17 protein-coding genes and 1 pseudogene are annotated in these 20,678 nt (G+C 61.6%); 11 read left to right on the top strand and 7 right to left on the bottom strand.

Translation table 11 applies throughout. From position 1 onward, the window contains the following. The first annotated feature begins 156 nt into the window (after positions 1-156). The 4 genes from ASG27_RS12600 (at position 157) to ASG27_RS12585 (ending at position 4,448) form a co-directional block, all read left to right on the top strand. Positions 157-1,008, top strand: coding sequence for an AraC family transcriptional regulator (locus tag ASG27_RS12600; protein ID WP_056417534.1), 852 nt, complete (start codon positions 157-159; stop codon positions 1,006-1,008). 222 nt (positions 1,009-1,230) lie between these two features. Next, a complete protein-coding gene (locus ASG27_RS12595) occupies positions 1,231-3,537 on the top strand; it encodes a TonB-dependent siderophore receptor (protein ID WP_056417531.1) in 2,307 nt (768 codons plus the stop codon). A 73-nt stretch (positions 3,538-3,610) separates the two neighbouring features. Then, a complete protein-coding gene (locus ASG27_RS12590; protein ID WP_056417528.1) occupies positions 3,611-4,066 on the top strand; it encodes a hypothetical protein in 456 nt (151 codons plus the stop codon). After that, positions 4,059-4,448 carry a hypothetical protein gene (locus tag ASG27_RS12585; protein WP_235504033.1) on the top strand — a complete coding sequence of 130 codons (390 nt, stop codon included), beginning with the start codon at positions 4,059-4,061 and terminating at the stop codon, positions 4,446-4,448. Before ASG27_RS12590 ends, ASG27_RS12585 begins: the two co-directional genes overlap by 8 nt. Positions 4,449-4,463: 15 nt before the next feature. Here ASG27_RS12585 and ASG27_RS25975 read toward each other — a convergent pair. After that, positions 4,464-5,253, bottom strand: a pseudogene (locus ASG27_RS25975) (IS5 family transposase). A gap of 436 nt (positions 5,254-5,689) precedes the next feature. On the opposite strand from ASG27_RS25975, the gene ASG27_RS12575 reads away from it, so the two are divergent. Genes ASG27_RS12575 through ASG27_RS12565 form a run of 3 tightly spaced genes read left to right on the top strand, consistent with a single transcriptional unit; the run spans position 5,690 to position 8,625 of the window. Then, positions 5,690-6,670 (top strand): Bug family tripartite tricarboxylate transporter substrate binding protein, encoded by a 981-nt coding sequence (locus tag ASG27_RS12575; protein ID WP_056417520.1) that lies wholly within the window; start codon positions 5,690-5,692, stop codon positions 6,668-6,670. Between the two features lie 3 nt (positions 6,671-6,673). After that, positions 6,674-7,117: a tripartite tricarboxylate transporter TctB family protein gene (locus ASG27_RS12570; protein ID WP_056417517.1), complete on the top strand. Its 444-nt coding sequence runs from the start codon at positions 6,674-6,676 to the stop codon at positions 7,115-7,117. Beyond that, positions 7,117-8,625, top strand: coding sequence for a tripartite tricarboxylate transporter permease (locus ASG27_RS12565; protein WP_056417514.1), 1,509 nt, complete (start codon positions 7,117-7,119; stop codon positions 8,623-8,625). Before ASG27_RS12570 ends, ASG27_RS12565 begins: the two co-directional genes overlap by 1 nt. A gap of 111 nt (positions 8,626-8,736) precedes the next feature. Here ASG27_RS12565 and ASG27_RS12560 read toward each other — a convergent pair whose 3' ends face one another. Together ASG27_RS12560 and ASG27_RS25970 are read right to left on the bottom strand one after the other, a co-directional pair. Next, positions 8,737-10,152 carry a sensor histidine kinase gene (locus tag ASG27_RS12560; protein WP_056417510.1) on the bottom strand — a complete coding sequence of 472 codons (1,416 nt, stop codon included), beginning with the start codon at positions 10,150-10,152 and terminating at the stop codon, positions 8,737-8,739. After that, entirely contained in the window at positions 10,149-10,817 is a 669-nt protein-coding gene (locus tag ASG27_RS25970) for a response regulator (RefSeq protein ID WP_082493200.1), read from the bottom strand. The genes ASG27_RS12560 and ASG27_RS25970 overlap by 4 nt, the downstream gene beginning before the upstream one ends. Before the next feature lie 183 nt (positions 10,818-11,000). On the opposite strand from ASG27_RS25970, the gene ASG27_RS12555 reads away from it, so the two are divergent. Beyond that, the gene (locus ASG27_RS12555; protein ID WP_235504032.1) at positions 11,001-12,071 is read left to right on the top strand and encodes an MBL fold metallo-hydrolase; all 1,071 of its coding nucleotides are present in this window, start codon (positions 11,001-11,003) and stop codon (positions 12,069-12,071) included. 419 nt (positions 12,072-12,490) lie between these two features. On the opposite strand, the gene ASG27_RS25965 is transcribed toward ASG27_RS12555, so the two are convergent. The 3 genes from ASG27_RS25965 to ASG27_RS12540 form a co-directional block, all read right to left on the bottom strand. Then, positions 12,491-13,408 (bottom strand): tripartite tricarboxylate transporter substrate-binding protein, encoded by a 918-nt coding sequence (locus tag ASG27_RS25965; protein WP_235504031.1) that lies wholly within the window; start codon positions 13,406-13,408, stop codon positions 12,491-12,493. A 227-nt stretch (positions 13,409-13,635) separates the two neighbouring features. After that, positions 13,636-13,896, bottom strand: a complete 261-nt coding sequence (locus ASG27_RS12545) for a hypothetical protein (protein ID WP_056417505.1) — start codon at positions 13,894-13,896, stop codon at positions 13,636-13,638. A 216-nt stretch (positions 13,897-14,112) separates the two neighbouring features. Continuing rightward, the gene (locus tag ASG27_RS12540; protein WP_056417502.1) at positions 14,113-15,627 is read right to left on the bottom strand and encodes an AMP-binding protein; all 1,515 of its coding nucleotides are present in this window, start codon (positions 15,625-15,627) and stop codon (positions 14,113-14,115) included. Between the two features lie 393 nt (positions 15,628-16,020). On the opposite strand from ASG27_RS12540, the gene ASG27_RS12535 reads away from it, so the two are divergent. From ASG27_RS12535 to ASG27_RS12525, 3 genes are all read left to right on the top strand, one after another. Then, complete coding sequence (locus ASG27_RS12535) at positions 16,021-17,082, top strand: YcjF family protein (protein WP_056417499.1); 1,062 nt, start codon at positions 16,021-16,023, stop codon at positions 17,080-17,082. A gap of 228 nt (positions 17,083-17,310) precedes the next feature. Further along, positions 17,311-18,807, top strand: a complete 1,497-nt coding sequence (locus ASG27_RS12530; RefSeq protein ID WP_056417498.1) for an SPOR domain-containing protein — start codon at positions 17,311-17,313, stop codon at positions 18,805-18,807. Positions 18,808-19,018: 211 nt separating this feature from the next. Further along, positions 19,019-19,801 (top strand): SGNH/GDSL hydrolase family protein, encoded by a 783-nt coding sequence (locus tag ASG27_RS12525; protein WP_056417495.1) that lies wholly within the window; start codon positions 19,019-19,021, stop codon positions 19,799-19,801. 40 nt (positions 19,802-19,841) lie between these two features. Here the strand turns inward: ASG27_RS12525 and ASG27_RS12520 are convergent, their stop codons facing one another. Further along, positions 19,842-20,666, bottom strand: a complete 825-nt coding sequence (locus tag ASG27_RS12520) for an alpha/beta fold hydrolase (protein ID WP_056417492.1) — start codon at positions 20,664-20,666, stop codon at positions 19,842-19,844. Between the last annotated feature and the right edge of the window lie 12 nt (positions 20,667-20,678).

Raw genomic sequence — 20,678 nt, 5'->3', positions numbered from 1 at the left:
GTGCCAAAACACGCCAGAGGCCCTTCACCAAGCGACAAGAACGGCCGGCTCTTGGTCGCAATACAACTACGGGTTTGATGTGCAGTATTGGGTAATTTTGGACTAATATTTTCCAATTAGGCCAACCCCGTAGTTTTCACCATAGCTGTATACGTCATGCCAAAGATTGCAATAGCTGGGTTCACCGTGTCTAGGGACATGGACAGCGTCCCGCGCCCAGTTGTGGCAATGAGTGCCACGTCGGTAACAAAGGACTGGGAAAATGCCAAGCATCAGCACCGCAAGGCACAGCTAATTTACTCCGCGCGCGGCATCCTCAACTGTGAAATTGACGATGGTGTCTGGATTGTGCCGCCTCAGTGCGCCATATGGATTCCTGGCGACTTGCCCCACTCGGCGCGGGGGGCTGGTGAAACCGAATGCTATTGTTTGTTCGTCGAGCCCGAAGCCGCACCCGGTCTGCCGAAAACGTGCTGCACCATTTCGGTAACTCCATTGCTCCGCGAGTTGCTACTGAAGGTGGCCGGTGTTCCTGAGTTATACGCTTGGGGAGGCCGAGAAGACCGGCTGATTGCCGCGTTGCTCGACGAGTTGGTGGCGGCGCCAGTAGAGCACTTGCATCTACCCATGCCGCGCGATCTCCGATTGCGCCGCCTCGCGCAAATGATGCTGGATGACCCAACGGACAAAACCTCGAAGGCCGATTGGGCAACTCGTGTTGGCATGAGCGAGCGAAGCATGAGCCGTCTTCTGCTACAAGAACTTGGGATGAGCTTCGGGCACTGGCGTCGCCAGTTGCATGTGATCCTTGCGCTTCAACTTTTGACCAAGGGCCAGAGCGTACAAGCGGTGGCGTTGGATTTGGGTTATGAAAACGCTAGTGGGTTCGTCACCATGTTCCGCAAGGCAGTAGGCAAACCTCCAGCGCGATACCTCTCTGATCGCGCGAGCGGCGCGCAGCCTCCTCCCGTGCACGCAATCATTCTCCGCGGAGAAACACTCCGCTGATTCCATCCGACTGTATTGACCCGGATTGCCGGCTGGGTCGGCGCGGCTCCCATCGGTTGCGGCATGTTCGCTGTCACACGCGCGCCAGGACGCGCTCATGACAGTCAGTTCGCTGGAAGCGTAGCGATTGGCCTAATCGAAAAACAATCTGGCTTAGTTTCGCAATCAATTCTCTGCGCGCCACGGTCAAATAAGGCATCTAAATACAAATGAGTATTGTTTATGCCCGCCATCTCAACTACAGGCGACTCTCTTCAGACACTGGATATACGCGCCAAGCCCTACGACTACCTTCGTCAGGACGGGCCGTTAAAGGGAAACATCAGGATTAAATCCTGCGCCGTGCTCGGCTCGGCGGTGGCTTTTCTCATGAGCGCGCAGGGGGCCTTCGCCGCCCTGCCAGAGCAGATCCAAACCAACGCATCGGGGTCGTCTCAAGAAGAGATACCGTTGCCGGACGTCACGGTAACGAGCCGCATGGTTACGGCGACCACCGAGGGTACTGGCTCCTACACCACGGGCCAGACGACAACTGCTACGAATTTGCCACTGTCGCTTGAAGAAACACCGCAATCGGTCACAGTGGTGACACGCCAGCGCATGGATGACCAGCAATTGAATACGGCGCAGGGCGTGCTGGAAAACACCACCGGTGTCGCGTCGTACCAGTCCGACAGCGAACGGACGAGCTTCTATTCACGCGGTTTTTTGATCAATAGCGTTCAGTATGACGGCATACCCACCGTCGTTGGCAACATTGTCAATGGGAGTGGCATCGGTTCAATCGACACCGCGTTCTATGACCGTGTCGAGGTAGTGCGCGGCGGCTCCGGTTTGCTGACCGGCACCGGCAATCCCTCGGCTGCAGTCAACCTCGTGCGCAAAAGGCCGACTCGTGACTTCTCGGCGTCCGCCTCGCTCGGTGCAGGGAGCTGGGATACCCGCCGGGGAATGGCTGACGTATCGACTCCATTGACACAGGACGGCCGCATTCGCGCGCGCATGGTAGGGACGTACCAAGACGGGCACTCTTACATCGACGGCTATAAGCCCGAGAGGAAAGCGTTGTACGGGATCGTCCAGGCAGACCTGACATCAAACACGACGGTGAGCATGGGCTATGACTACCAGAACATCACGCCGCGGGGCTCGACCTGGGGAGGTTTGCCGCTATGGTTCAGCGACAGCATGCAGGCGGTGTATTCACGCTCCAAGAACTACGCGCAGGATTGGAGCCATTGGGACAATAGGCTCAAGACGGCATTCGCCGAGATCGCGCACCGCTTCGACAACGGCTGGAACTTCCGGGCCGTCGCTAACAAGTACCGTACCGATTTCAATGCCGAACTTCTTGGTTTAGTCGGCCGACCCGATCGTGCCACGGGGCTCGGCTCCAATCCCAACGGAGCCTATCCAGTAGCGCTCGCCTCTGAAGGCCGTAGCCGTCAAAACACCTTCGACGTGATGGCGAGCGGCCCCTTCGAGCTGTTGGGGCGCCAACATGACCTGGTGGTGGGGGCAACGAGTTCGCGCCGTACGGCCAGTCAAGAAGATATAGCGCCTTTCTACGCTGGCTTCGCGCCGGTCAATGTCTACGACCTGAGCCCGGCCTTTCCACGCCCCAACTTCGATGCGATGGTTTCGATACCGACTCGCACCCAAATCAAGCAAAGCGGTGTCTATAGCGCAACCCGGATATCGCTGTCTGAACCTCTGAACCTCATCGCTGGCGGTCGCTTCAGCAGCTACGAAATTGGCGACAGCGTCAGAGGTATGTCGTTGCACTACAAAAAGAGCAGTGAGTTCACTCCCTATGCGGGCTTGATCTACAACATTGACAAGACCTATTCGGCCTATGTCAGCTATACGAGGATATTCAATCCGCAAACCGACTATCGGGACCGCAATGGCAATGTGCTCACGCCATCCAAAGGAAAAACCAAGGAAATCGGTCTCAAAGGCGCTTACATGGACGGGCGGCTGAATGGAGCGCTAACCTTGTTCCAGACCGAGCTGGACAACGCGGCTCAACTTGTCGCAGGAACCTACACGCCAAGCGGCGCCCAAGTCTATGCAGGTGTGGATGGGACGAAGTCACGCGGGGTTGAGCTGGATTTGCAAGGCGAGCTGGCGCGTGGCTGGAACGTCTACGCAAGTATCGCCAACTTCACGGCACAAGATGGCGGTGGCGCTCGTTTGAATTCGCAAATACCGCGCAGCACGGCCCAGGTTTTCACCACTTACCAGTTGCCCGGGGCGTTGAGCAAGTTGACGCTTGGCGGAGGCGTCAAATGGCAAAGCCGCTTTTACCAGACCCCTAACACTGGCACCACTTCGTTGGGGGGAGAGCAGAGTTCATATGCCCTCGTGTCACTGGTAGCACGTTACGCCATCACAAATAAGGCCAACGTGGCCGTCAATGTCAACAACGCGTTCGATAAGAAGTACGCGCTACAAAAAGGCAATTTCGACACCGTAAGTTATGGCGCACCACGCAGTGTGATGGTGACGCTGGACTATAGGTATTGACTTGCCCGTAGGCACGCGAATCACCCGTTGGAAATCCCCAGACAAACAACTATTGAACCTCGAGAAAGTTTCTATGTCCCTTCGCCCCCCGCTACGCCCCGCCCAAGACCTGGCAACGAACAACTCAAACAAGGTCGCCTTGTGCTGGTTGACGACAGCCGCGGGTGCTGTTCTTTTTGTGACTTTCCAGCTGTTCTTCTACGTAAACGACTTCGTGAGAGCGCAGGGAGCAACGTCGGCGATTACGTTTGAGCCAAGCGTACTGTGGATGTTTTCCGCGTTCTATGGTGCCTGGATCGTCACGGTGCTGCTCGCACTGATGGGAACACGCGCGACTCAGTGGGCTGCCCTGATCCTCGGCACCCTGCTTGTTGTACTGAATACCCTAGGAGGGATCTCCGACGGGTTACGCGACGGCTGGCATGTTGCCTTCTCAGCCGTGTTTTTCATCTCGTTGCCTGGTGTGTTCGCCATTGCGGCCACCTGGCGTTTCATCAAAAGTAAAGGAAACCGCCATGGTTATGAATAGTTCTGACTTCCCTTTGGTCTGGATGGATCTTACGCAAGAACCTGGACATGATCATCAGAAGGACTTCGACGAGTTCGAGGCCAATTTGCGGCGCGGAGAACCCTTCGTTCTCTTAACCGATACCGTACCAACTGTTGAAGCCCATGAACACTTGCCGCAAGAAAAGAAACGTACCGCACTTTGGATGAAAAAGCACAAGGTTGAATTGCGAAGACTGGTTCTGGCAATGATCATGGTCGAGTCCAACTCTGCAAAACGTCTGGGCTACAAGGCATTCGCGGCCGTCTTCGCCAAGTTCTGGGGCTACCCTTTACTTCTTGCTGAGTCACGTGAGCAAGCCGTGGAGATGGCCAGAGAACTGCTTCCGCAAGAAGTAAGGTAACGCCTCATAACCTGCTCAAAATCTTTTGAGCAACAGAGCCAAGAATGCCAAGTGGATGAACTGCAAGCTGGTGTTCAGTAGCCTCTCGCAGTTCTTCCACAACCGCCTGTTCTTCTCCAACCACGCAAAGCTGCGCTCCACCACCCAGCGCTGGGGTATCACCTTGAACGTATGCAGTTCACTGCGCTTGGCAATTTGCGCGCTGACGTGTCCGCCCAGAATCTCTTGGACGCCCTGTGCGAACGGCTTGCCCACGTAGCCGCTGTCACACAGCAGCGCTTGCACCCGGCTCAAAGCAGATTTGCAGCGCTGCAATGCCTGCAAGGCCCCCTTGCGATCTGTCACTTCTGCCGTGGTCACTGCAACTGCGTGCGGTAGCCCCTGCGTATCCACCGCAATGTGGTGCTTGATGCCCGAGACTTTCTTGCTCGCGTCATAGCCCTTCAAGGTCGCCGTGTCTGTGTTTTTCACGCTCTGCGCGTCCATGATCAAGAACGCGCTTGAGGCGCTGCGCTCCAGTCTCTCTCGGGTCGCCCCTACCTGATTTTTTAGCCTGCTCCAGCAGGCTGCCACCCTCACGCGGCTCACTCCAGATGGCAAAGTACGCATGCACCGTGCGCCACTTGGGGAAGTCGCTGGGCAGCGCCCGCCACTGGCAACCGGTGCGCAGCGAATAGAGCACTGCGCAGAACACCTCATGCAGATCAACACTGCGTGGGCGGGTGCTCTAGCGGGCACTCTCCAGCAAGGCGCGGATGGGTTCAAACTGCTCGGGGCTGATGTCGCTGGGGTACTTGGCTCTCATGGAGCCCGCAGCTTAGCGTCGGCCAGCTACCAACGATCATTTTGGAAAGATTTTGAACAGGTTCTTAGAACCTTATATGGACGCTCCGAATAAGCCAAGCAGCGTTGCACGACGGTACCAGAGCGACATCAGTGGCGAATAATTCGAGACCATCAAGCCAGTACTGGAGAGCGAGCGCAGGAGGACCGCACCGCGCAGGGTCGGAGTGGTGAATCAAGCTGCTTCGTGCTGACGAGCGTACAGCGCCTGTTCAAGCGCGTCGAGACGAAGTCGGTGTACCTTGAACTGCTGAGCAAAAGACATATTCAGATTGCATCCGGGTTGGCGCAGTGGCGACGAATCCAACCCAAGGGTTTTCCCTGTCCTCCACTGAAAGCGCTTAGAAAGCAACGGTCTCTTAAGGTACTCCGACACGCCCTTTACACCGGAGACCTCTATGAAAATCGCATCCGCTTTTACATTTTTTGGCTCGTCCCTTTTTTTGACCGCCGCTCTGGCGGGTCCACTGGACAAGACTGAATGCATTGCCCCTGCCAAGCCCGGCGGCGGCTTTGACCTTACCTGCAAGCTGGTCCAAAGCGGGCTGCTAGACGGAAAGCACATTGCGGACCCCATGCGCGTGACCTACATGCCCGGTGGTATCGGTGCCGTGGCCTACAACACTGTCATTGCGCAGCGTCCTGACCACGGCAACGCAATCGTCGCCTTCTCAGGCGGCTCGCTGCTGAACCTTGCGCAGGGTAAGTTCGGTCGATACACCGAGAATGACGTGCGTTGGCTCTCAGCCATTGGCACGGATTACGGCGCCGTAGTCGTTGCAGAGAACTCGCCATACAAGACACTAGCCGATGTCATGAAGGCCATGAAGGCCGACGCAACGAAGGTCGTGCTGGGCGCTGGGGGCACGATTGGAAGCCAGGACTGGATGAAGGCCGCGCTGCTGGCACGAGCGTCCGGCGTCAACCCAAAAATGATGCGTTTCGTGGCGTTTGAAGGCGGCGGCGAAGCTATGACGGCACTGCAGGGCGGTCATATTCATGTGTTCACGGGCGACGCTGCGGAGACTAGCCAGCAGCAAAAAGCTGGGGCCAAGGTGCGTGTGCTCGCAGTGATGTCGGACAAGCGGCTCTCTGGCGACCTGGCAAACATTCCAACGGCGAAGGAAGCAGGCGCTGACATCGAATGGCCCATCGTGCGCGGCTTCTATCTTGGCCCGAAGGTATCCGACGCAGACTACGGCGTTTGGAGCGACACCTTCAGCAAGATGATGGCTACTCCGGCCTACGACAAGCTGCGCACGGAGCGAGGTCTGTTTCCCCTGGCACTCGTCGGAAAGGACGTGGACGCCTATGTGAAAAAGCAGGTCGCGGACTACCGAAAGCTGGTTGAAGAATTCGGCCTGAACGTCGCAAAGTAAGTCATGTCGGACCGAATCCTTGGCTGCCTGTGCGTCGCCATAGCGGCGTGCATGGCCTGGTCTGCGCAGGGCTATGCCGCGACATTCTCGTATGAGTCTGTCGGGCCACGCGCGTTTCCACTCTTGTTGTCGGCACTCTTGGCAGCTGGCGGGCTGTGGCTGGTGCTGAAGCCTGCGCCGGGGCACCCATACGCAGGGCTGCCTCTAAAGCCTCTGCTTTTTTGTGCGGGCACCATTTTGCTTTACGCATTTGCATTCGAGGCGATTGGTTTTCCGCTGGCCACAACGATCATGGCGGTTCCCGTGGGCATGGCCTTCGGAGGAAAGCCACTTCACTGCCTGGTCGCAGGAGCGATCCTGGGCGTTGGCTCGTACTTTATGTTTGACCGCCTGCTGGACGTCGTGCTCCCCGCCGGCTGGTTGGCCCCACTGCTTCAAGGTTCGTAATGGACGTCCTCAGTCATCTGCTATCCGGCTTCGGTGTAGCGCTATCTCCCACCAATCTGTTCGTGGCCGCGCTCGGCTCCCTCATTGGGACGGTGGTGGGCTTGCTTCCTGGGCTTGGCCCCATCAACGGCGTCGCCATCCTGATGCCATTGGCATTCGCCATGAAGCTGCCGCCAGAAACCTCTTTGATTCTTCTGGCAGCTGTCTACATCGGATGCGAATACGGAGGGCGTATTTCTTCCATTTTGCTCAACGTACCAGGTGACGCCGGGGCTATCATGACCGCGCTTGATGGATACCCAATGGCGCGGCAAGGCCGAGGCGGTGTTGCGCTATCCATATCGGCATGGAGTTCTTTTGTTGGCTCCATGGTTGCAACCGTCGGCATAGTCCTGTTTGCGCCGCTTCTCGCGGGATGGGCGCTGTCATTCGGCCCGGCCGAGTACTTCGCCCTGATGTGCTTTGCATTCGCCTGTGTGGCCGGTCTGATGGGGGATGCTCCAGTGAAAGCGGGCATCGCAGTCATCATTGGACTATCCCTTTCGTGCGTAGGTCTGGATTCGAATTCCGGTGTGTACCGATTGACAGGGGGAAGCATTAACCTGTCCGACGGTATCGAATTCGTCGTGGTGGTCATCGGTGTTTTCTCGATCAGCGAGATTTTGCTCATGATTGAGAGCCACGTTGCCAAGGGCGAACGGATCAAAGACACCGGGCGCAAGATGTTCTCGAAAGCCGAGTTCAAAGAAACGTGGTGGTGCACGATGCGATCCAGCGTGGTCGGCTTCGTCGTGGGTGTCCTGCCTGGTGCCGGAGCCACTATCGCAAGCGCGATGACATACACCATGGAGAAAAGGCTGACTGACAAGAACGGTACATTTGGCAAGGGTGACATCCGGGGAGTAGCTGCTCCGGAAGCGGCGAACAACTCCGCCGCTACAGGCTCCTTCATCCCGATGCTCACTCTCGGAGTTCCTGGTTCCGGTACGACGGCTGTGATGATGGGTGCACTCTCGCTCTACAACATCACGCCGGGGCCTGCGCTGTTCACTCAGCAGGCAGATCTGGTTTGGGGATTCATCGCTTCGCTTTTTCTGGCCAATGTAATCTTGCTGGTGATGAACATCCCCATGGTGGGCATCTTCTCCAAGCTGCTATCAGTCCCGAACTGGCTGCTGGTACCCAGCATCCTCTGCGTGAGCGCTGTCGGCGTGTACTCCGTCCACGCCACGACGTTCGACCTGGCACTCATGACTGCACTAGGGTTTTGCAGCTACCTGCTGCGCAAGCAAGGTGTGCCGATGGCGCCATTGATTCTCGGATTCGTACTGGGGGGGTTGATGGAGCAGAACCTTCGCCGGGCTCTCTCCATTACGAACGGTGACACGTCGATTCTGTTCGAGAGCCCAATATCCGTGGTGCTATGGGTTTGTGCAGCGTTAATGCTCTGCGTTCCTCCATTGGTCCGCATGATGAGTCGTTCCAAGGAAGTACCCGCGGCGAACTGAAACGTGCCAGCAATCAAAAGTGTGCTGCGGCGTTCCCACGTCCGGCACACTTTTTTATTGGATGTGCATGCACTCGCACAATTTGGTGTCGACATCAGACGACAGCGCAACTTACTGGACCCCGGCGTGGGGCGCTACGCAGGGAAACTCCATGCGAGCCATGAGCCCTCCCTCGTTGGGCTCCCGCAGCAACTCGAAGCTTCCTTGGTGCCGCTGGACAATTGAGTTGACGATCGCCAAACCCAGCCCCGACCCAGTGCCCTGCGAATTGCTTGCGCGAAAGAAGCGCTCAGTTGCATGGGAAAGCTCTTCCGCGAGCATTCCGGGACCGCTATCGCTGACCGACAACACGACCGAGTTAGCGCTGCTGAAAAGTTTTACGGTAACGCGGCCTGCACGGGGTGTGTACTTGAGAGCGTTGTCGATCAAGTTAGAAAGCGCCTCTTCTATGAGACTGTAGTGCCCTTGAATCTCGGCAGGTAGAGACGAGGCCTCGTAGCCAAGGTCGATTTTCTTGCTACGGGCTTGAGTCCACCACCGTTTGGTGACGTCGCGCGCAAGCACGTCCAAATCGATCCTTTGCGTGGCAATCTCCAAAGTGTCTGCGCGAGCAAGGGCGAGCATCTGATTGGTCTGTCGCACTGCATGCTTTAGCTGCTCCCGCAGGGCAACCAGGGCACCTCGCATACTTTCAATGTCGGGCGCTCGCTGCGCAAAAGCGACCTGGGTCAGCAAAGTGCTCAAAGGGGTGCGCAGCTGATGCGATGCATCATCAACAAACCTACGCTGCCCCTCCAAAAGCTCCCTGTACCGGTAGATATGCTGGTTCATTGCTTCCACCAAAGGGAGCACATCGCCAGGGACACGGCTGATATCAACCGGGGAAAGGTCGGAGGGAGCACGCGACCTCACCTCTTGCCGCAGCTGACGCAGAGGTCGCAGGGACCATGCAACGGCCGCAGCCACCGCGCCTGCAGCGAGAGCAGCTAAAACAGCATCCTGGGCCACAGCATTGATGATGAACTGTCGACTGAATTGATCTCGCGATGCAAACGGCTCAGCAACCTGAATCACTAGACGCCGATCTCTGCTGCCACCGACGGGGTTCGCCAGCGGACGGACATAAGTGCCTATCCGGACCTCTGCTCCAGCGTACTCTACCGTGGCAAAGTACGGATGCCGGTCACGCAATACCTCTGTTGGAAGTGGCAAATCAGGGTTTCCGATTTCGACCAGTCCGTCCAAGGTGGCAACACGGTAGAAAACGTGTCCGCTGGCCGTGAGCTCAAAGAACTCAAAAAGCACATAAGGCAGCTCTACGGCAAGCCCGCCGCTCTCGGTAGACACATTGGCATCGATCGCTTTAATGGCACCGAACAACGAGCGGTCAAATGCCGCATTGACTGCTAACTTAGCCGTGTGCCAAGTCAGCCATACCTGGATGAGGCTGCCGACCATTACCCCTGCCAGCAGCACCACGATGAGCGTGCGGCGCAGGCTGACCCGGTGAAGGGAATCAAAGTTCATATGCAGACTTCTAGAAGGTACCCGAGGCCCCGTAGCGTCGAGATTTGAACGCCTGTACCGGCAAGCCGCTTGCGAAGGCGATGGACCAAAACCTCGACGGCCTCAGGATGGACGTCGCTGTCGTCAGGAAAAACGCGTTCGAGAAGTTCTCGTTTGGTCAGCGGTTCACCACCGCTTTGAATGAGCGTTCGGAGTACCGCATGTTCTCTCGCTGTGAGAGAAAGTGGCTCGTGCGCAACCTCAAAACGCTTTGACATTGAGTCGAAAGACAGCGTGCCACAAACAAATCGTTTGAGATCGCGGCCTTTTGCGCGGCGAACAAGCGCTAGCAACCGCGCCTCCAACTCCTCTACCTCAAAAGGCTTTGCAAGAAAGTCATCGGCTCCAGCTTTCAATGTCGAGACACGCTCGGCAAGCGTGTCTCGTGCAGTCAGGATCAGGATGGGTACTGGATCATCATCATCACGCAGGCTCTGGAGCACATCTTCTCCAGCAAGACCCGGGAGGCCTAGATCAAGAATGAGTGCGTCATACCGGGTGCTGCGTAGCGCACGTCGAACAAGACGTCCATCGGCAACCCAGTCGACCTCGTTATCACCTAGTGCCAGGGTGCGGACAAGCCAGTCGGCAAACGCGGATTCGTCTTCTGCAAGTAGAAGTTTCATGCTGCTTTCATTATTTGCTTGGGCATTCGCTCACAGATTGTCTCGAAGTAGTCGCACCTATTCAGCTTGGTGGAAACCCTCGTGGATCGAGAGCTGTTTCGAAAGCGAGATGAAAGCTCCATCAGCCTATCGTGGAACCAAATTCCTGGCGAACTTCTTGCCAGGCAACCAAGGAGACAAATCATGAAAACACAACATTGCTTGAGTGCAGTCGTGACGGCGTGCCTCGTTCTGGGAGGTATCGCTGCTTGCGGTGGCGGCAACGATTCTTCTGCCGGAAACGGTGGGCCGAAAAACGTACGAATGACATGGTTCGGAGTGACGAACTGGCATTACCAGATTGGGGATCTGGGCATCCTCCTTGACGGCGCCGTGGGGTATCCCGCACGTGATCCAAACCCAGCCATGGTCACGCGTGTTCACGACGCGCTCAAGCTCAAAGGCGATGTGGACGTGGTGCTATTGGGTCACTTGCACGGCGACCATTCGGTAGACACGCCTGAGTGGGCAAAGCAAACAGGGGCGCAGTACTATGGCTCGAAGGCAGCATGCGCGGAAGCTGTGACTTATGGTATCTCTGGAGATAAGTGCACCTCGCTTTACGGAGGTGAAAAGGTCCAGTTGAATGAACATGTGGCTATGCGCGTTGTCAGGTGGGTTCACAGCATCGGCTGCGGTCTACTTCAGAACGGAGGAGGAATAGAGACCTTCGGCTACCTGTTCACAGTCAAAACTCCGGACAAGACTCTTACGTGGTATGTCACCGACTCCGGCGCAGGCGGCAGAGACCTCACCACCGATCAAATTGATACGGATGGCGTGAACCGGGGCGCGCCATTGACCAATCTTGCGAAAGCAGTGCGCGATGCCAACATCGACGGCTTTGAAGTCTGGCAAGGTGGCCCGGAATCGAGAGTGGTGAACCAAGCCCGAACGGTTATCCCTGCCTTCGGCGTCAAGACCTTCATGCCACACCACTACGGCGCACGCGGCGGCTTCAACATCACGCAAGGTCTTCACTACCCTTACTCAGAAGATGAGATGCCAGAACTCAAGAAGTTCTTGGCCTCTAACAACGTGCCCCAGCTCTACTCGACGAACTACTTCGATGCGTACGTCTACGACTCTACCGGCATCCGCGCCGATGGCAATGCTGAAGTGAAGGCTGCCATGGGGTTACCCGCAAATGGGATAGGCCCTGGGCCCCAGGGAACCAACCCTCGCGCTGGCGACATGGAGTGTCCGGGAGATTGATTGGAAACGGAGCCCAAGGACGTACTCAGGCGCACGTCGTGACCAGTGCGCCTCACTATCAAATGGAATAGCGATGCTTATACATACAACCTTGCAAGCGCTCTTGGCAACCTGCGCACTTGCCGCAATAGCGGCGTCGATGCCAGTTTATGCACAGTCCATAAAGGGTGGAGAGATTCAGTGGGAGCAACTGGCCAAAGCCACGGCCAAAGCCAGGAATGGAACCATTGAGGTCACCTATCCAGCAGTCCTCCTTCCTTACAACGGAAAGCATGTGACCATCACTGGGTTCATGGTGCCGCTTGAAGCCAAGGCTTTACAGAGCAGATATCTGTTGACCCAGAAGCCACAAGATTGCGAGTTCTGCTTGGAAGGCGGGCCAACTTCATACATTGACGTCCATGGCTCTCCGCTCAAGTTTAGCCAACAGCCAATGACATTGATAGGACGACTTGAGCTTCTCCAGAAAGACCCGCATGGCATTTATTACAGATTGATGGAAGCCAAGCTTGATAAGAAGTGAGGCCTGTGCCAACTCCTCTGCGTCTCTGAGACTTGGGGTCCCAGCCAACATAGGCGCGTACGGCGCTGGTCACCGTCAGCGGGCGCAGCTTACCCGCCTGGATGTGGCCCAGGGACGAAGCCACATTGGCAAAGAACAGCGGCACCTGCCCACCCATCACGTCGTTCATGGCAGGACCGCCCCCACGGTAGGGAATATGTGACAGCCGCACGTCCGTACGCTCTGCTAACAACGTCCTGGCCAGATGCTGGGCCGAACCATTGCCGGCCGATGCATAGGCCATGTCCTCGGGCTTGGCTTTGGCGCGTGCAATGACTTCCTTGACGGAGTTGACGCCAAAGCCTGGGTGGCACACCAGCACATTCGGCAAGGTCGCCAACACGGCCAGTGGCACAAAGGCGGTGTTGCTGTCGTAGGGCAGCTTGGGATACAGCGATGGATTGACGGCGAACGACGATGCATCGAGCAGCAGTGTGGTGCCATCCGGCGTCGCGCGGGCCACGGCAGATGCGGCCAGCTGGCCGCTGGCGCCGGGCTTGTTGTCCACCGCCACGCCCGCCCCAGCGCCTCGGCCGGCCACGACGCCATCGCCCACCTCGAACAGCCAGATCTCGACGTCATGTTCTTCCTGCCGACACAGCGGCAGCAAAGACGGTAGGCGCGAATGCTTGCTGCCGTCTGACAAGGCGATACGCAACTGACCGTGAAAGCCATTGGCTGCCGCTTTTACAATGACGGGGGCGTGCTGCATGCGTATGGAGATATCAGCAAACCAAGGAAGCAGTTGAGTTCGCAAAACGCCCAGTGATGGCATTCACTGTCTGCTCTCGATCGCAGCAGTCGTTCGACGACTCCAGGCTAAACGTCAGCAACCAGCCTATATCGGTAGTTGGCAAATGCGCCCCGGCCTCTAACTCCCCTTGAGATTCTGTCTTCAACACATGCTCATCACTGTCCATGGAAGCCTTGGCCGCGTAACAAGGAACAGCAGTCAAAGACACGCATTAAATCGCCCATTGACCCAACGCTAGCCAGCTCCCATCACCCCGCAACCCGCATCAACTCAGCCTTCGACAAAATCACACACCGCTGGCGGGTCTGCTGGTACTTGCGCAATGCGGCGTCCTGGATGCGTTCGATGTTGCGGCCCACGGCCTGGGCCAGGGATGCAAAAGCGCCGTGCACGCCCAGGGTGTGCTCCAGCATGGCGCGGTCCAGGCGGACGGAGAGGTCGTGGCCTTGGGCGTCCAGGTTCACGATGATGAGGCCGGGTTGCGCTGCATCGGAGACGATCTGCATCATGGTCGGGGAGATAAATTCGAAGTGAATAGGAAGGTTGTGCCGATGAGCTGTTGCCGCTCGACTCGGACACACGAAGCCCGCAACTTTAGGGACACCTGAGGCCACCGCTTGTAGGACCGCAACGGAACCCGCTCACAAGTGGCGCATGTGTGGCTGAATAGGCGCATGGAGAGCAGCGATGAACCGGTGCTTCATTGCCACCCCCATGCAACGCGTCTACCCACGCAGTTCCGTCTTCAACACCTTGCCGTAGCTGTTCTTCGGCAACCCTTCCACCCACCGATACACCTTCGGCCGCTTGAACCGCGCGATGTGCTCCCCGCACAGCGCATCCAGCACCGCATCCCCCACCGGCCCGCCCTCGCCCGCCACCAGGTAGGCCACCACCACCTCGCCCCACTCGGCATCCCGCTGCCCCACCACGGCCACCTCGCGGACCTGGGGGTGCAGCAGCAAAACCTCTTCCACCTCGCGCGGGTAGATGTTGCTGCCGCCGGAGATGATCACGTCCTTCGACCGGTCCTTCAGGGTCAGGAAGCCATCGGCATCCAGCACGCCCAGGTCTCCCGTGTGCAGCCAGCCGGCCTGCAGCGTGCGGGCCGTCGCGTCGGGGTTGTTCCAGTAGCCGGGCATGACGGTGTCGCCGCGCACCAGCACCTCGCCGGTGTCGCCGGCGGGCATGGGCTGGCCTTGGGCGTCGGCCACGCGCACCTCCACCAGCGACTGCGCCACGCCGACCGAGGCCATGCGGTCGGCCCAGCGGGGGTGGGTAGTGTCGGCCAGGTGCGCGCGTGACAGCGCGGTGATGGTCATGGGGCTTTCGCCCTGGCCGTAGATCTGCACGAAGCGGTCGTTGCCCATCACGGCCATGGCGGTGCGCAGGTCGTCGGCGTACATGGGGCCGCCGCCGTAGACAATCGTTTTGAAGCCCGACACGTCGGCACCTGTGGCGCGCACATGGTCCACCAGGCGGTGCACCATGGTGGGCGCGGCAAACAGGGTGAGCTGGCCCACCGATGCGGCCAGCTGCACCAGTTCGGCAGGGTCGAAGCCTCCGGACATGGGCACCACGTGCCGCCCGCCGCGCAGCACCTGGGCGTAGTTGTACAAGCCCGCGCCGTGCGACATGGGCGCGGCGTAGACCATGGCGTCGCCGGGCACCACGTCGTCCACGTCGGTGAAGTAGCAGGCCGTCATGGCCAGCAGGTTGCGGTGGGTCTGCATCACGCCCTTGGGCCGGCCGGTGGTGCCCGATGTGTAGAACAGCGATACGATGTCGTCCGGGGCGCGGTCGTGCACGGGCATCGGCGCACCGTGCTGCTGCACGGCGTGCAGGTAGTCGGCAGAGCCCAGCACCAAGGTGGCTGCAGGGTCGGCGCCCGCATCACGCGCGGCGCGGTGCAGGGCGTCGGACACCAGCACCACGCGCGCGCCGGAGTCGGCCAGCACGTAGGCCAGCTCTTTGGCGTGCAGCTTGTAGTTGACGGGCACGTGCACGGCGCCGGCCCACACGATGGCGTGCAGCGCCTCCAGGTACTCGGGCGCATTGGCGGCGTAGATGGCGACGCGGTCGCCGGTCAGCACGCCGTAGCGTGTGCGCAGGCTGGCGGCCAGCGCGGCGGTGCGGGCGCCCAGGGTTTGGTAGTCGAAGAGCACTTGGTCGCCCTGCAGCACGGCAGGCTGGTGGGCGTGCAGTTGCGCGCTGCGGCGCAGCAGGTGGGCGATGTTCATCGGGTGGCGCCCCGCGCGCTGGGCGTGGTGGTGCCTGCCCTGCTGGTGCTGCCCTTACTGCCCGTATTGCCCGTAACGCTGGTATCGCTTGCCCTGCTGGTCGTCGCCGCTTGCCGCACGCCTTGCCTCCTTGCATTGAGACAGCCACTGTACGCAAGCCGCGCCCAAGCGCACAGCCGATCAACTACGCAAGGGGAACCCCGGGTGAGCCACAGGGCTGGCAGCCGGTGCCCCGATGCACCTGGTTACCAGATGGCTGCAAGTCCCCACAAGCCGTGGCGTTGAAAGCGCGCGCCCTAGACTGCACCTGACTCCGCACGCCACCCGTAGCCCCTTCTAGCTAGGGCAGCGTGCCAACCCCCTTAATTTCACGGCCTTGCAGGCCCGCACCGCATGACTCCAGAACAGCAAAAATCCATTCTCACCATCGCCTTGCTGGCCGCGTTTGCGGACGGCACCAAGGACGACGCCGAGCGTGAAGAGATCCGCCGCATCGCCCAGTCCCTCGCAGGCGACAGCGGCATGGCCGACCTGCCGCGCATTTACCAGGACGTGCTGCTCAAGCGCACCACGGTGCAGGCCGCCGCCGCCGCACTGACCGACCCCGGCCAGCGCCAGCTGGCCTATGAGATGGCCGTGTGCGTGTGCGATGTGGATGGGCGCCAGACGCCTGCGGAGGCGCAGTTCCTGGCCACGCTCAAGTCTGCGCTGCAGCTGGGCGCGCAGCAGACCGCCGCCTTCGAGCACGAGGCCGATGCACTGGTGGACGTGGCCGAAAAAGCGCCGCCCTCTGCCGTGCCCTGGGGCGTGGCGGGTGCTGCGGCCACCGGTGCTGCGGCCTATGCAGCCGCTGCGTCAGCGCCTTTTTCTTCTCCTTCTTCTTCGTCGTCCTCGTCGCCTGCATCCATGCCTGTGCCGGTGGCCGTGCCCGCAGGCCCGGGCGACGCCGAGCTGGACAAGTCCATCCTGAACTACGCGATGCTCAACGGCGCGCTGGAGCTGCTGCCGCAGTCGTGGGCGTCGATGGCCATCATCCCGATGCAGGTGAAGATGGTCTACGGCATCGGCAAGGCGCACGGCGTGGAGCTGGACCAGGGCCACATCAAGGAGTTCATCGCCGCGGCGGGCGTGGGCATGACGTCGCAGTACCTGGAGCAGTTTGGCCGCAAGCTGCTGGGCGGCCTGCTGGGCAAGGTGGCGGGCCGCACCATCGGGGGCGTGGGCAGCGCGGCCACCGGCATGGCGTTTTCTTTTGCCACCACGTATGCGCTGGGGCAGGTGGCCAAGCGCTACTACGCGGGCGGCCGGGTGATGAGCACCGCCATGCTGCGCGACAGTTTTCAGAACCTGCTGGGCCCGGCCAAGCAGATGCAGTCGCAGTACCTGCCGCAGATCCAGCAAAAGGCGGCCACGCTGGATGCCGGCAAGATCATGGCGATGGTGCGGGGCGGCTGAGGCGGGGGCAGAGCGGCTGCAGCACGCCGCTCCTATTTTGATAGCTGCTAGCGCTTGCCCAGAAAGCGGTAGCGGCCATTTCTTATCCAATCCTGCGGCAGCGCCACCCCAGCGGGCCTGCTGCCGCAGCGCTGCCAGCCCCCACCGCGGGCGCCGCCCTGGTACCGCACAGGCGCTGCGCGCCCGCAACACGCGGTGAATGCGCGCCAGTGCATGACAGAATCAGGCATGCGCGCCACCACGGACTTTGCAGACTCCCTCATCCCCGCCATGTCGCTGGACTCCCCGTCCGACAACGCCATGACGGCGCTGTACCGCGTGGCGCTGGGGCCGGTCAACACCGACTACTACCTTCCCGTCTTCGCCCGCTTTGACACCGCGGGCCGCACCACCACCACCTGGAACTGGGCAGCCAGCTTGTGCACTTTGAACTGGATGGTGTTCCGCCAGGTGTGGAGCGGCGCGCTGGCCTATGTGGCCGTGGCCGAGGGCCTGGCGCTGCTGGTGTTTGCGCTGGGCCGCCAGTTCTTGAACTGGCCGCAGGGCGTGGAACTGGGCGTGCTGGCCGCGTTTGCCATGCTGGCGTTCACGGTGCCGGGCCTGTATGGCAACGCCATCCTGCACGCCGACGTGCGCCGGCGCATCTCGCGCGCGCTGGCCGCGTCGCGCACCGTGCCCGAGGCCTGCGCGCTGCTGGAGCAGCGGGCCAGCAGCCGCAAGCGCCTGCAGGCCATCGTGGGCGTCAATGTGGCCCTGGCCATCATCGCGGTGGCGGCGTACCTGACGCTGCCCGGGGCAGGGTTTCACAACGAGGCCGACACGTCGATGACGCCGGCCGTGACCGTGGCCCAGGCGTCATCGGCAGCGGCCGCTGCGGCATCTGCGGCGTCTGCCCAGGCGGCGGCCCAGCCCCCGGCGGCCGAGCCAGCACCCGCGACACCCGCGCCCACGCCTGCCGCCGCCATGGCCACCGCCAGCGGTGCACCTGCGGCGACGGCCCCGGCACCCGCGCCCGCATCCATGCCGGCAACCGCGCCGGTACCAGCAGCGCCCGCCGCCAAGGCCCAGCCACCAGCCACCGCGCCGGCAGCCCCTGCCACGCCAGCGGCGCCCACCGCAAACAAACCCGCCAACGACAAGGCCAGCGCCCCTGCGGCTTCGCCCGCGCCAGCATCAGCGCCTGCCAGGAGCGACAAAGCCCAGGCCACTGCCGCCGCCACAGCCGCTGCGACCGCCGCCGCCAAGGCCGACGCACCCGCACCGAAACCTGCACCTGCCTCCAAACCCGCCCCAGCGCCCGCAGCCCCGGCCAGCAAGGCAGACGCTGCAACCACCAAGGCTGCGGCCAAGGCCGCCAGCAAGCCGGCGCCAGCCCCCGAGCGCGCCACCCGCGCCGCAAAGGCTGGCGGCGCCAAGCCTGCGGCTGCCGCATCCGGCGCCGCCGCCGCAGCGGCCTCCGAGGCCGCCAGCGCACCGCTTGCCACCGTGGGCAGCGCGGCGGGTTACTACATCAACGTGGGCCTGTTCGCCGAAGAGGCCAACGCGCGCAAGACGCAGGCGCGGCTGCTCAACGAAGGGCTGCCTGCCTTCCGGCAGGAGCTGAACAACGCCAAGGGCCGCCGCATCCGCGTGCGGGTGGGCCCGTACGACAGCCGGGCGCAGGCGGCCGCCGCGGCCGAATCCATCCGCGCGATGGACCTGGACGCGGTGGTCTTCAAGCAGTAGGTTTGCGGCGGTAACGGTCAGCGGTAGCGGCAGGCAGCGACCCGTGTCACCCGCCCGCTGCCCGCGCTGCGGTGGAGAACAACGCTGGCGGGTGAGCGCAGATGGCGCCCAGGGGTGCGCTGTCCTACGCGGGCCGCGGCGCGTCGCCGACTTACCCGGCGGTATCGCGGCGATACGCTGGCTGCATACCCAACGCCCTGCCTGCGCCACCATGCCACACCACGCCCACCGCCACCCCTCCCGCACCCGCTGCCTGGCCCTGGTCACTGCGGCCGCCATCGGCGGCGCCTTGCTGGTGTCGGCCTGCGCGCCGTGGCGCATATTCACATCGGTGGACCTGGCCAAGCAGGCCCAGCCCTACACCGCGCAACCCGCGCAGCCCAGCCAGCGGCTGCTGGTCGTGGGCGACAGCACGGCCCTGGGCACGGGGGCCAGCAGCCCCGCCGACAGCCTGGCGGGCCTGATCGGCAAGGCCCACCCGCAGTGGCGCATCGACAACCTGGCCGCCAACGGCGCCAAGTTCGGCGACGTGGCGCAGCAGCTGCAGGGCGCCGAGGCGGGCTACGACATGGTGCTGGTGCTGGCCGGCGGCAACGATGTGATCCGCCTCACCACCCAGAAGACACTGCGCGCCAACCTGGAGCAGACCGTGGCGCTGGCGCGCGAAAAGGGCCGCACCGTGGTGCTGATGCCCTGCGGCAATGTGGGCCATGCGCCGTTCTTCGTACCGCCGCTGTCGTGGGCCATGTCCAGCCGGTCCGAGCGGCTGCACGCCATGGTGCAGGAAGTGGCCGCGGCCAACCAGGTGCGCTACGTGCGCCTGCTGCGCCCGCGCGATGAAGACCCCTTCGTGCTGCGCAGCGACGAGCTGAACGCCGCCGACGGCCTGCACCCCAGCAGCGCTGGCTATGCGCAGTGGTACCAGGAGCTGGTGGCCCAGGGCGGCCTGGCTCCCGCCACGGCAGGCGCCACCGCCACCCCGGCTTCCGAATAACCCCCTGTGCCGCCGCCCGGCGCGGCGGGAGGCGGGCGGTTCAACCAGGCCCCGAGCTGTCCGTGCACGCCTCGGCACTGCCTTGTGCACTGCCTTGCGCACTGCCATCACCACCCACGTCGGCCACCCAGGCCCTGACCTGCTCCACCACCCAGGCTCCGTCATCCAGCGGCAGGTCGTGCCCCGCACCGGGGTGCAGCCGCAAAGGTACCTGCCAGGCCTGCGCGATGGCGATGGAGCACCGCACATCCACCAGCCCGTCGCGCTGGCTGGCGAGCATCAGCACGCGCTGCAGCGGCGCGGCCACCGGCGCGCGGTAGCGGGCTGCAGCGGCCAGCTGGCGCAGCGCGTTGGCCGGCGACACGGGCCGCGCCCGCCGCACGCGCGCCCACTCGGCCACGGCAGCGCCATGGTCTGCCACGCGGCGGCTGGTCAGGCGCAGCACGGTGTGCTCCATCTGCTCGGGCGACTGCGGCCGTAGCACCAGCCCCAGCAGCGCCGCGTAGTTGCGCGGCCGCAGCCGCTGGTAGAAGGCGCTGAAGGGCTGGAAGCTGGTGTTGATGAGCACGCAGCCCGCCACCTCGTGCGGCGCCACCCGGGCCCATTCGGTGGCCACCATCGCGCCCAGCGACATGGCCAGCAGGTGGTACGGCGGCGCCACGCCCCGGCGTGCCAGGTCGGCGCGGCATGCGGCCACCATGCCCGCCACCGTGGTGGGCGACGGCTGCCGGTGCAGGGCGCCATTGCCCGGCAGGTCCAGCGCGGTCACGGCATGGCCCGGCAGCGCCCGCTCGAAGTCGGCCACAAAGCGGCCCCAGTGCGCTGACTCGCGCGTGAGGCCGCGCAGGAAGATCCAGGTGGGCATCCGTTCCTTTCA

Origin of the sequence: Acidovorax sp. Leaf191, assembly GCF_001424425.1 — a bacterium.
Classification (GTDB): Bacteria; Pseudomonadota; Gammaproteobacteria; order Burkholderiales; family Burkholderiaceae_C; genus Acidovorax.
This window is presented reverse-complemented; position numbering and strand designations above follow the sequence as displayed.

Bases quoted from the DNA above. Each gene is read 5' to 3' on its own strand.
- ASG27_RS12600 (WP_056417534.1), top strand. From the start codon at position 157: ATGCCAAAGATTGCAATAGCTGGGTTCACCGTGTCTAGGGACATGGAC.
- ASG27_RS12595 (WP_056417531.1), top strand. From the start codon at position 1,231: ATGCCCGCCATCTCAACTACAGGCGACTCTCTTCAGACACTGGATATA.
- ASG27_RS12590 (WP_056417528.1), top strand. From the start codon at position 3,611: ATGTCCCTTCGCCCCCCGCTACGCCCCGCCCAAGACCTGGCAACGAAC.
- ASG27_RS12585 (WP_235504033.1), top strand. From the start codon at position 4,059: ATGAATAGTTCTGACTTCCCTTTGGTCTGGATGGATCTTACGCAAGAA.
- ASG27_RS12575 (WP_056417520.1), top strand. From the start codon at position 5,690: ATGAAAATCGCATCCGCTTTTACATTTTTTGGCTCGTCCCTTTTTTTG.
- ASG27_RS12570 (WP_056417517.1), top strand. From the start codon at position 6,674: ATGTCGGACCGAATCCTTGGCTGCCTGTGCGTCGCCATAGCGGCGTGC.
- ASG27_RS12565 (WP_056417514.1), top strand. From the start codon at position 7,117: ATGGACGTCCTCAGTCATCTGCTATCCGGCTTCGGTGTAGCGCTATCT.
- ASG27_RS12560 (WP_056417510.1), bottom strand. From the start codon at position 10,152: ATGAACTTTGATTCCCTTCACCGGGTCAGCCTGCGCCGCACGCTCATC.
- ASG27_RS25970 (WP_082493200.1), bottom strand. From the start codon at position 10,817: ATGAAACTTCTACTTGCAGAAGACGAATCCGCGTTTGCCGACTGGCTT.
- ASG27_RS12555 (WP_235504032.1), top strand. From the start codon at position 11,001: ATGAAAACACAACATTGCTTGAGTGCAGTCGTGACGGCGTGCCTCGTT.
- ASG27_RS25965 (WP_235504031.1), bottom strand. From the start codon at position 13,408: ATGCCATCACTGGGCGTTTTGCGAACTCAACTGCTTCCTTGGTTTGCT.
- ASG27_RS12545 (WP_056417505.1), bottom strand. From the start codon at position 13,896: ATGATGCAGATCGTCTCCGATGCAGCGCAACCCGGCCTCATCATCGTG.
- ASG27_RS12540 (WP_056417502.1), bottom strand. From the start codon at position 15,627: ATGAACATCGCCCACCTGCTGCGCCGCAGCGCGCAACTGCACGCCCAC.
- ASG27_RS12535 (WP_056417499.1), top strand. From the start codon at position 16,021: ATGACTCCAGAACAGCAAAAATCCATTCTCACCATCGCCTTGCTGGCC.
- ASG27_RS12530 (WP_056417498.1), top strand. From the start codon at position 17,311: ATGCGCGCCACCACGGACTTTGCAGACTCCCTCATCCCCGCCATGTCG.
- ASG27_RS12525 (WP_056417495.1), top strand. From the start codon at position 19,019: ATGCCACACCACGCCCACCGCCACCCCTCCCGCACCCGCTGCCTGGCC.
- ASG27_RS12520 (WP_056417492.1), bottom strand. From the start codon at position 20,666: ATGCCCACCTGGATCTTCCTGCGCGGCCTCACGCGCGAGTCAGCGCAC.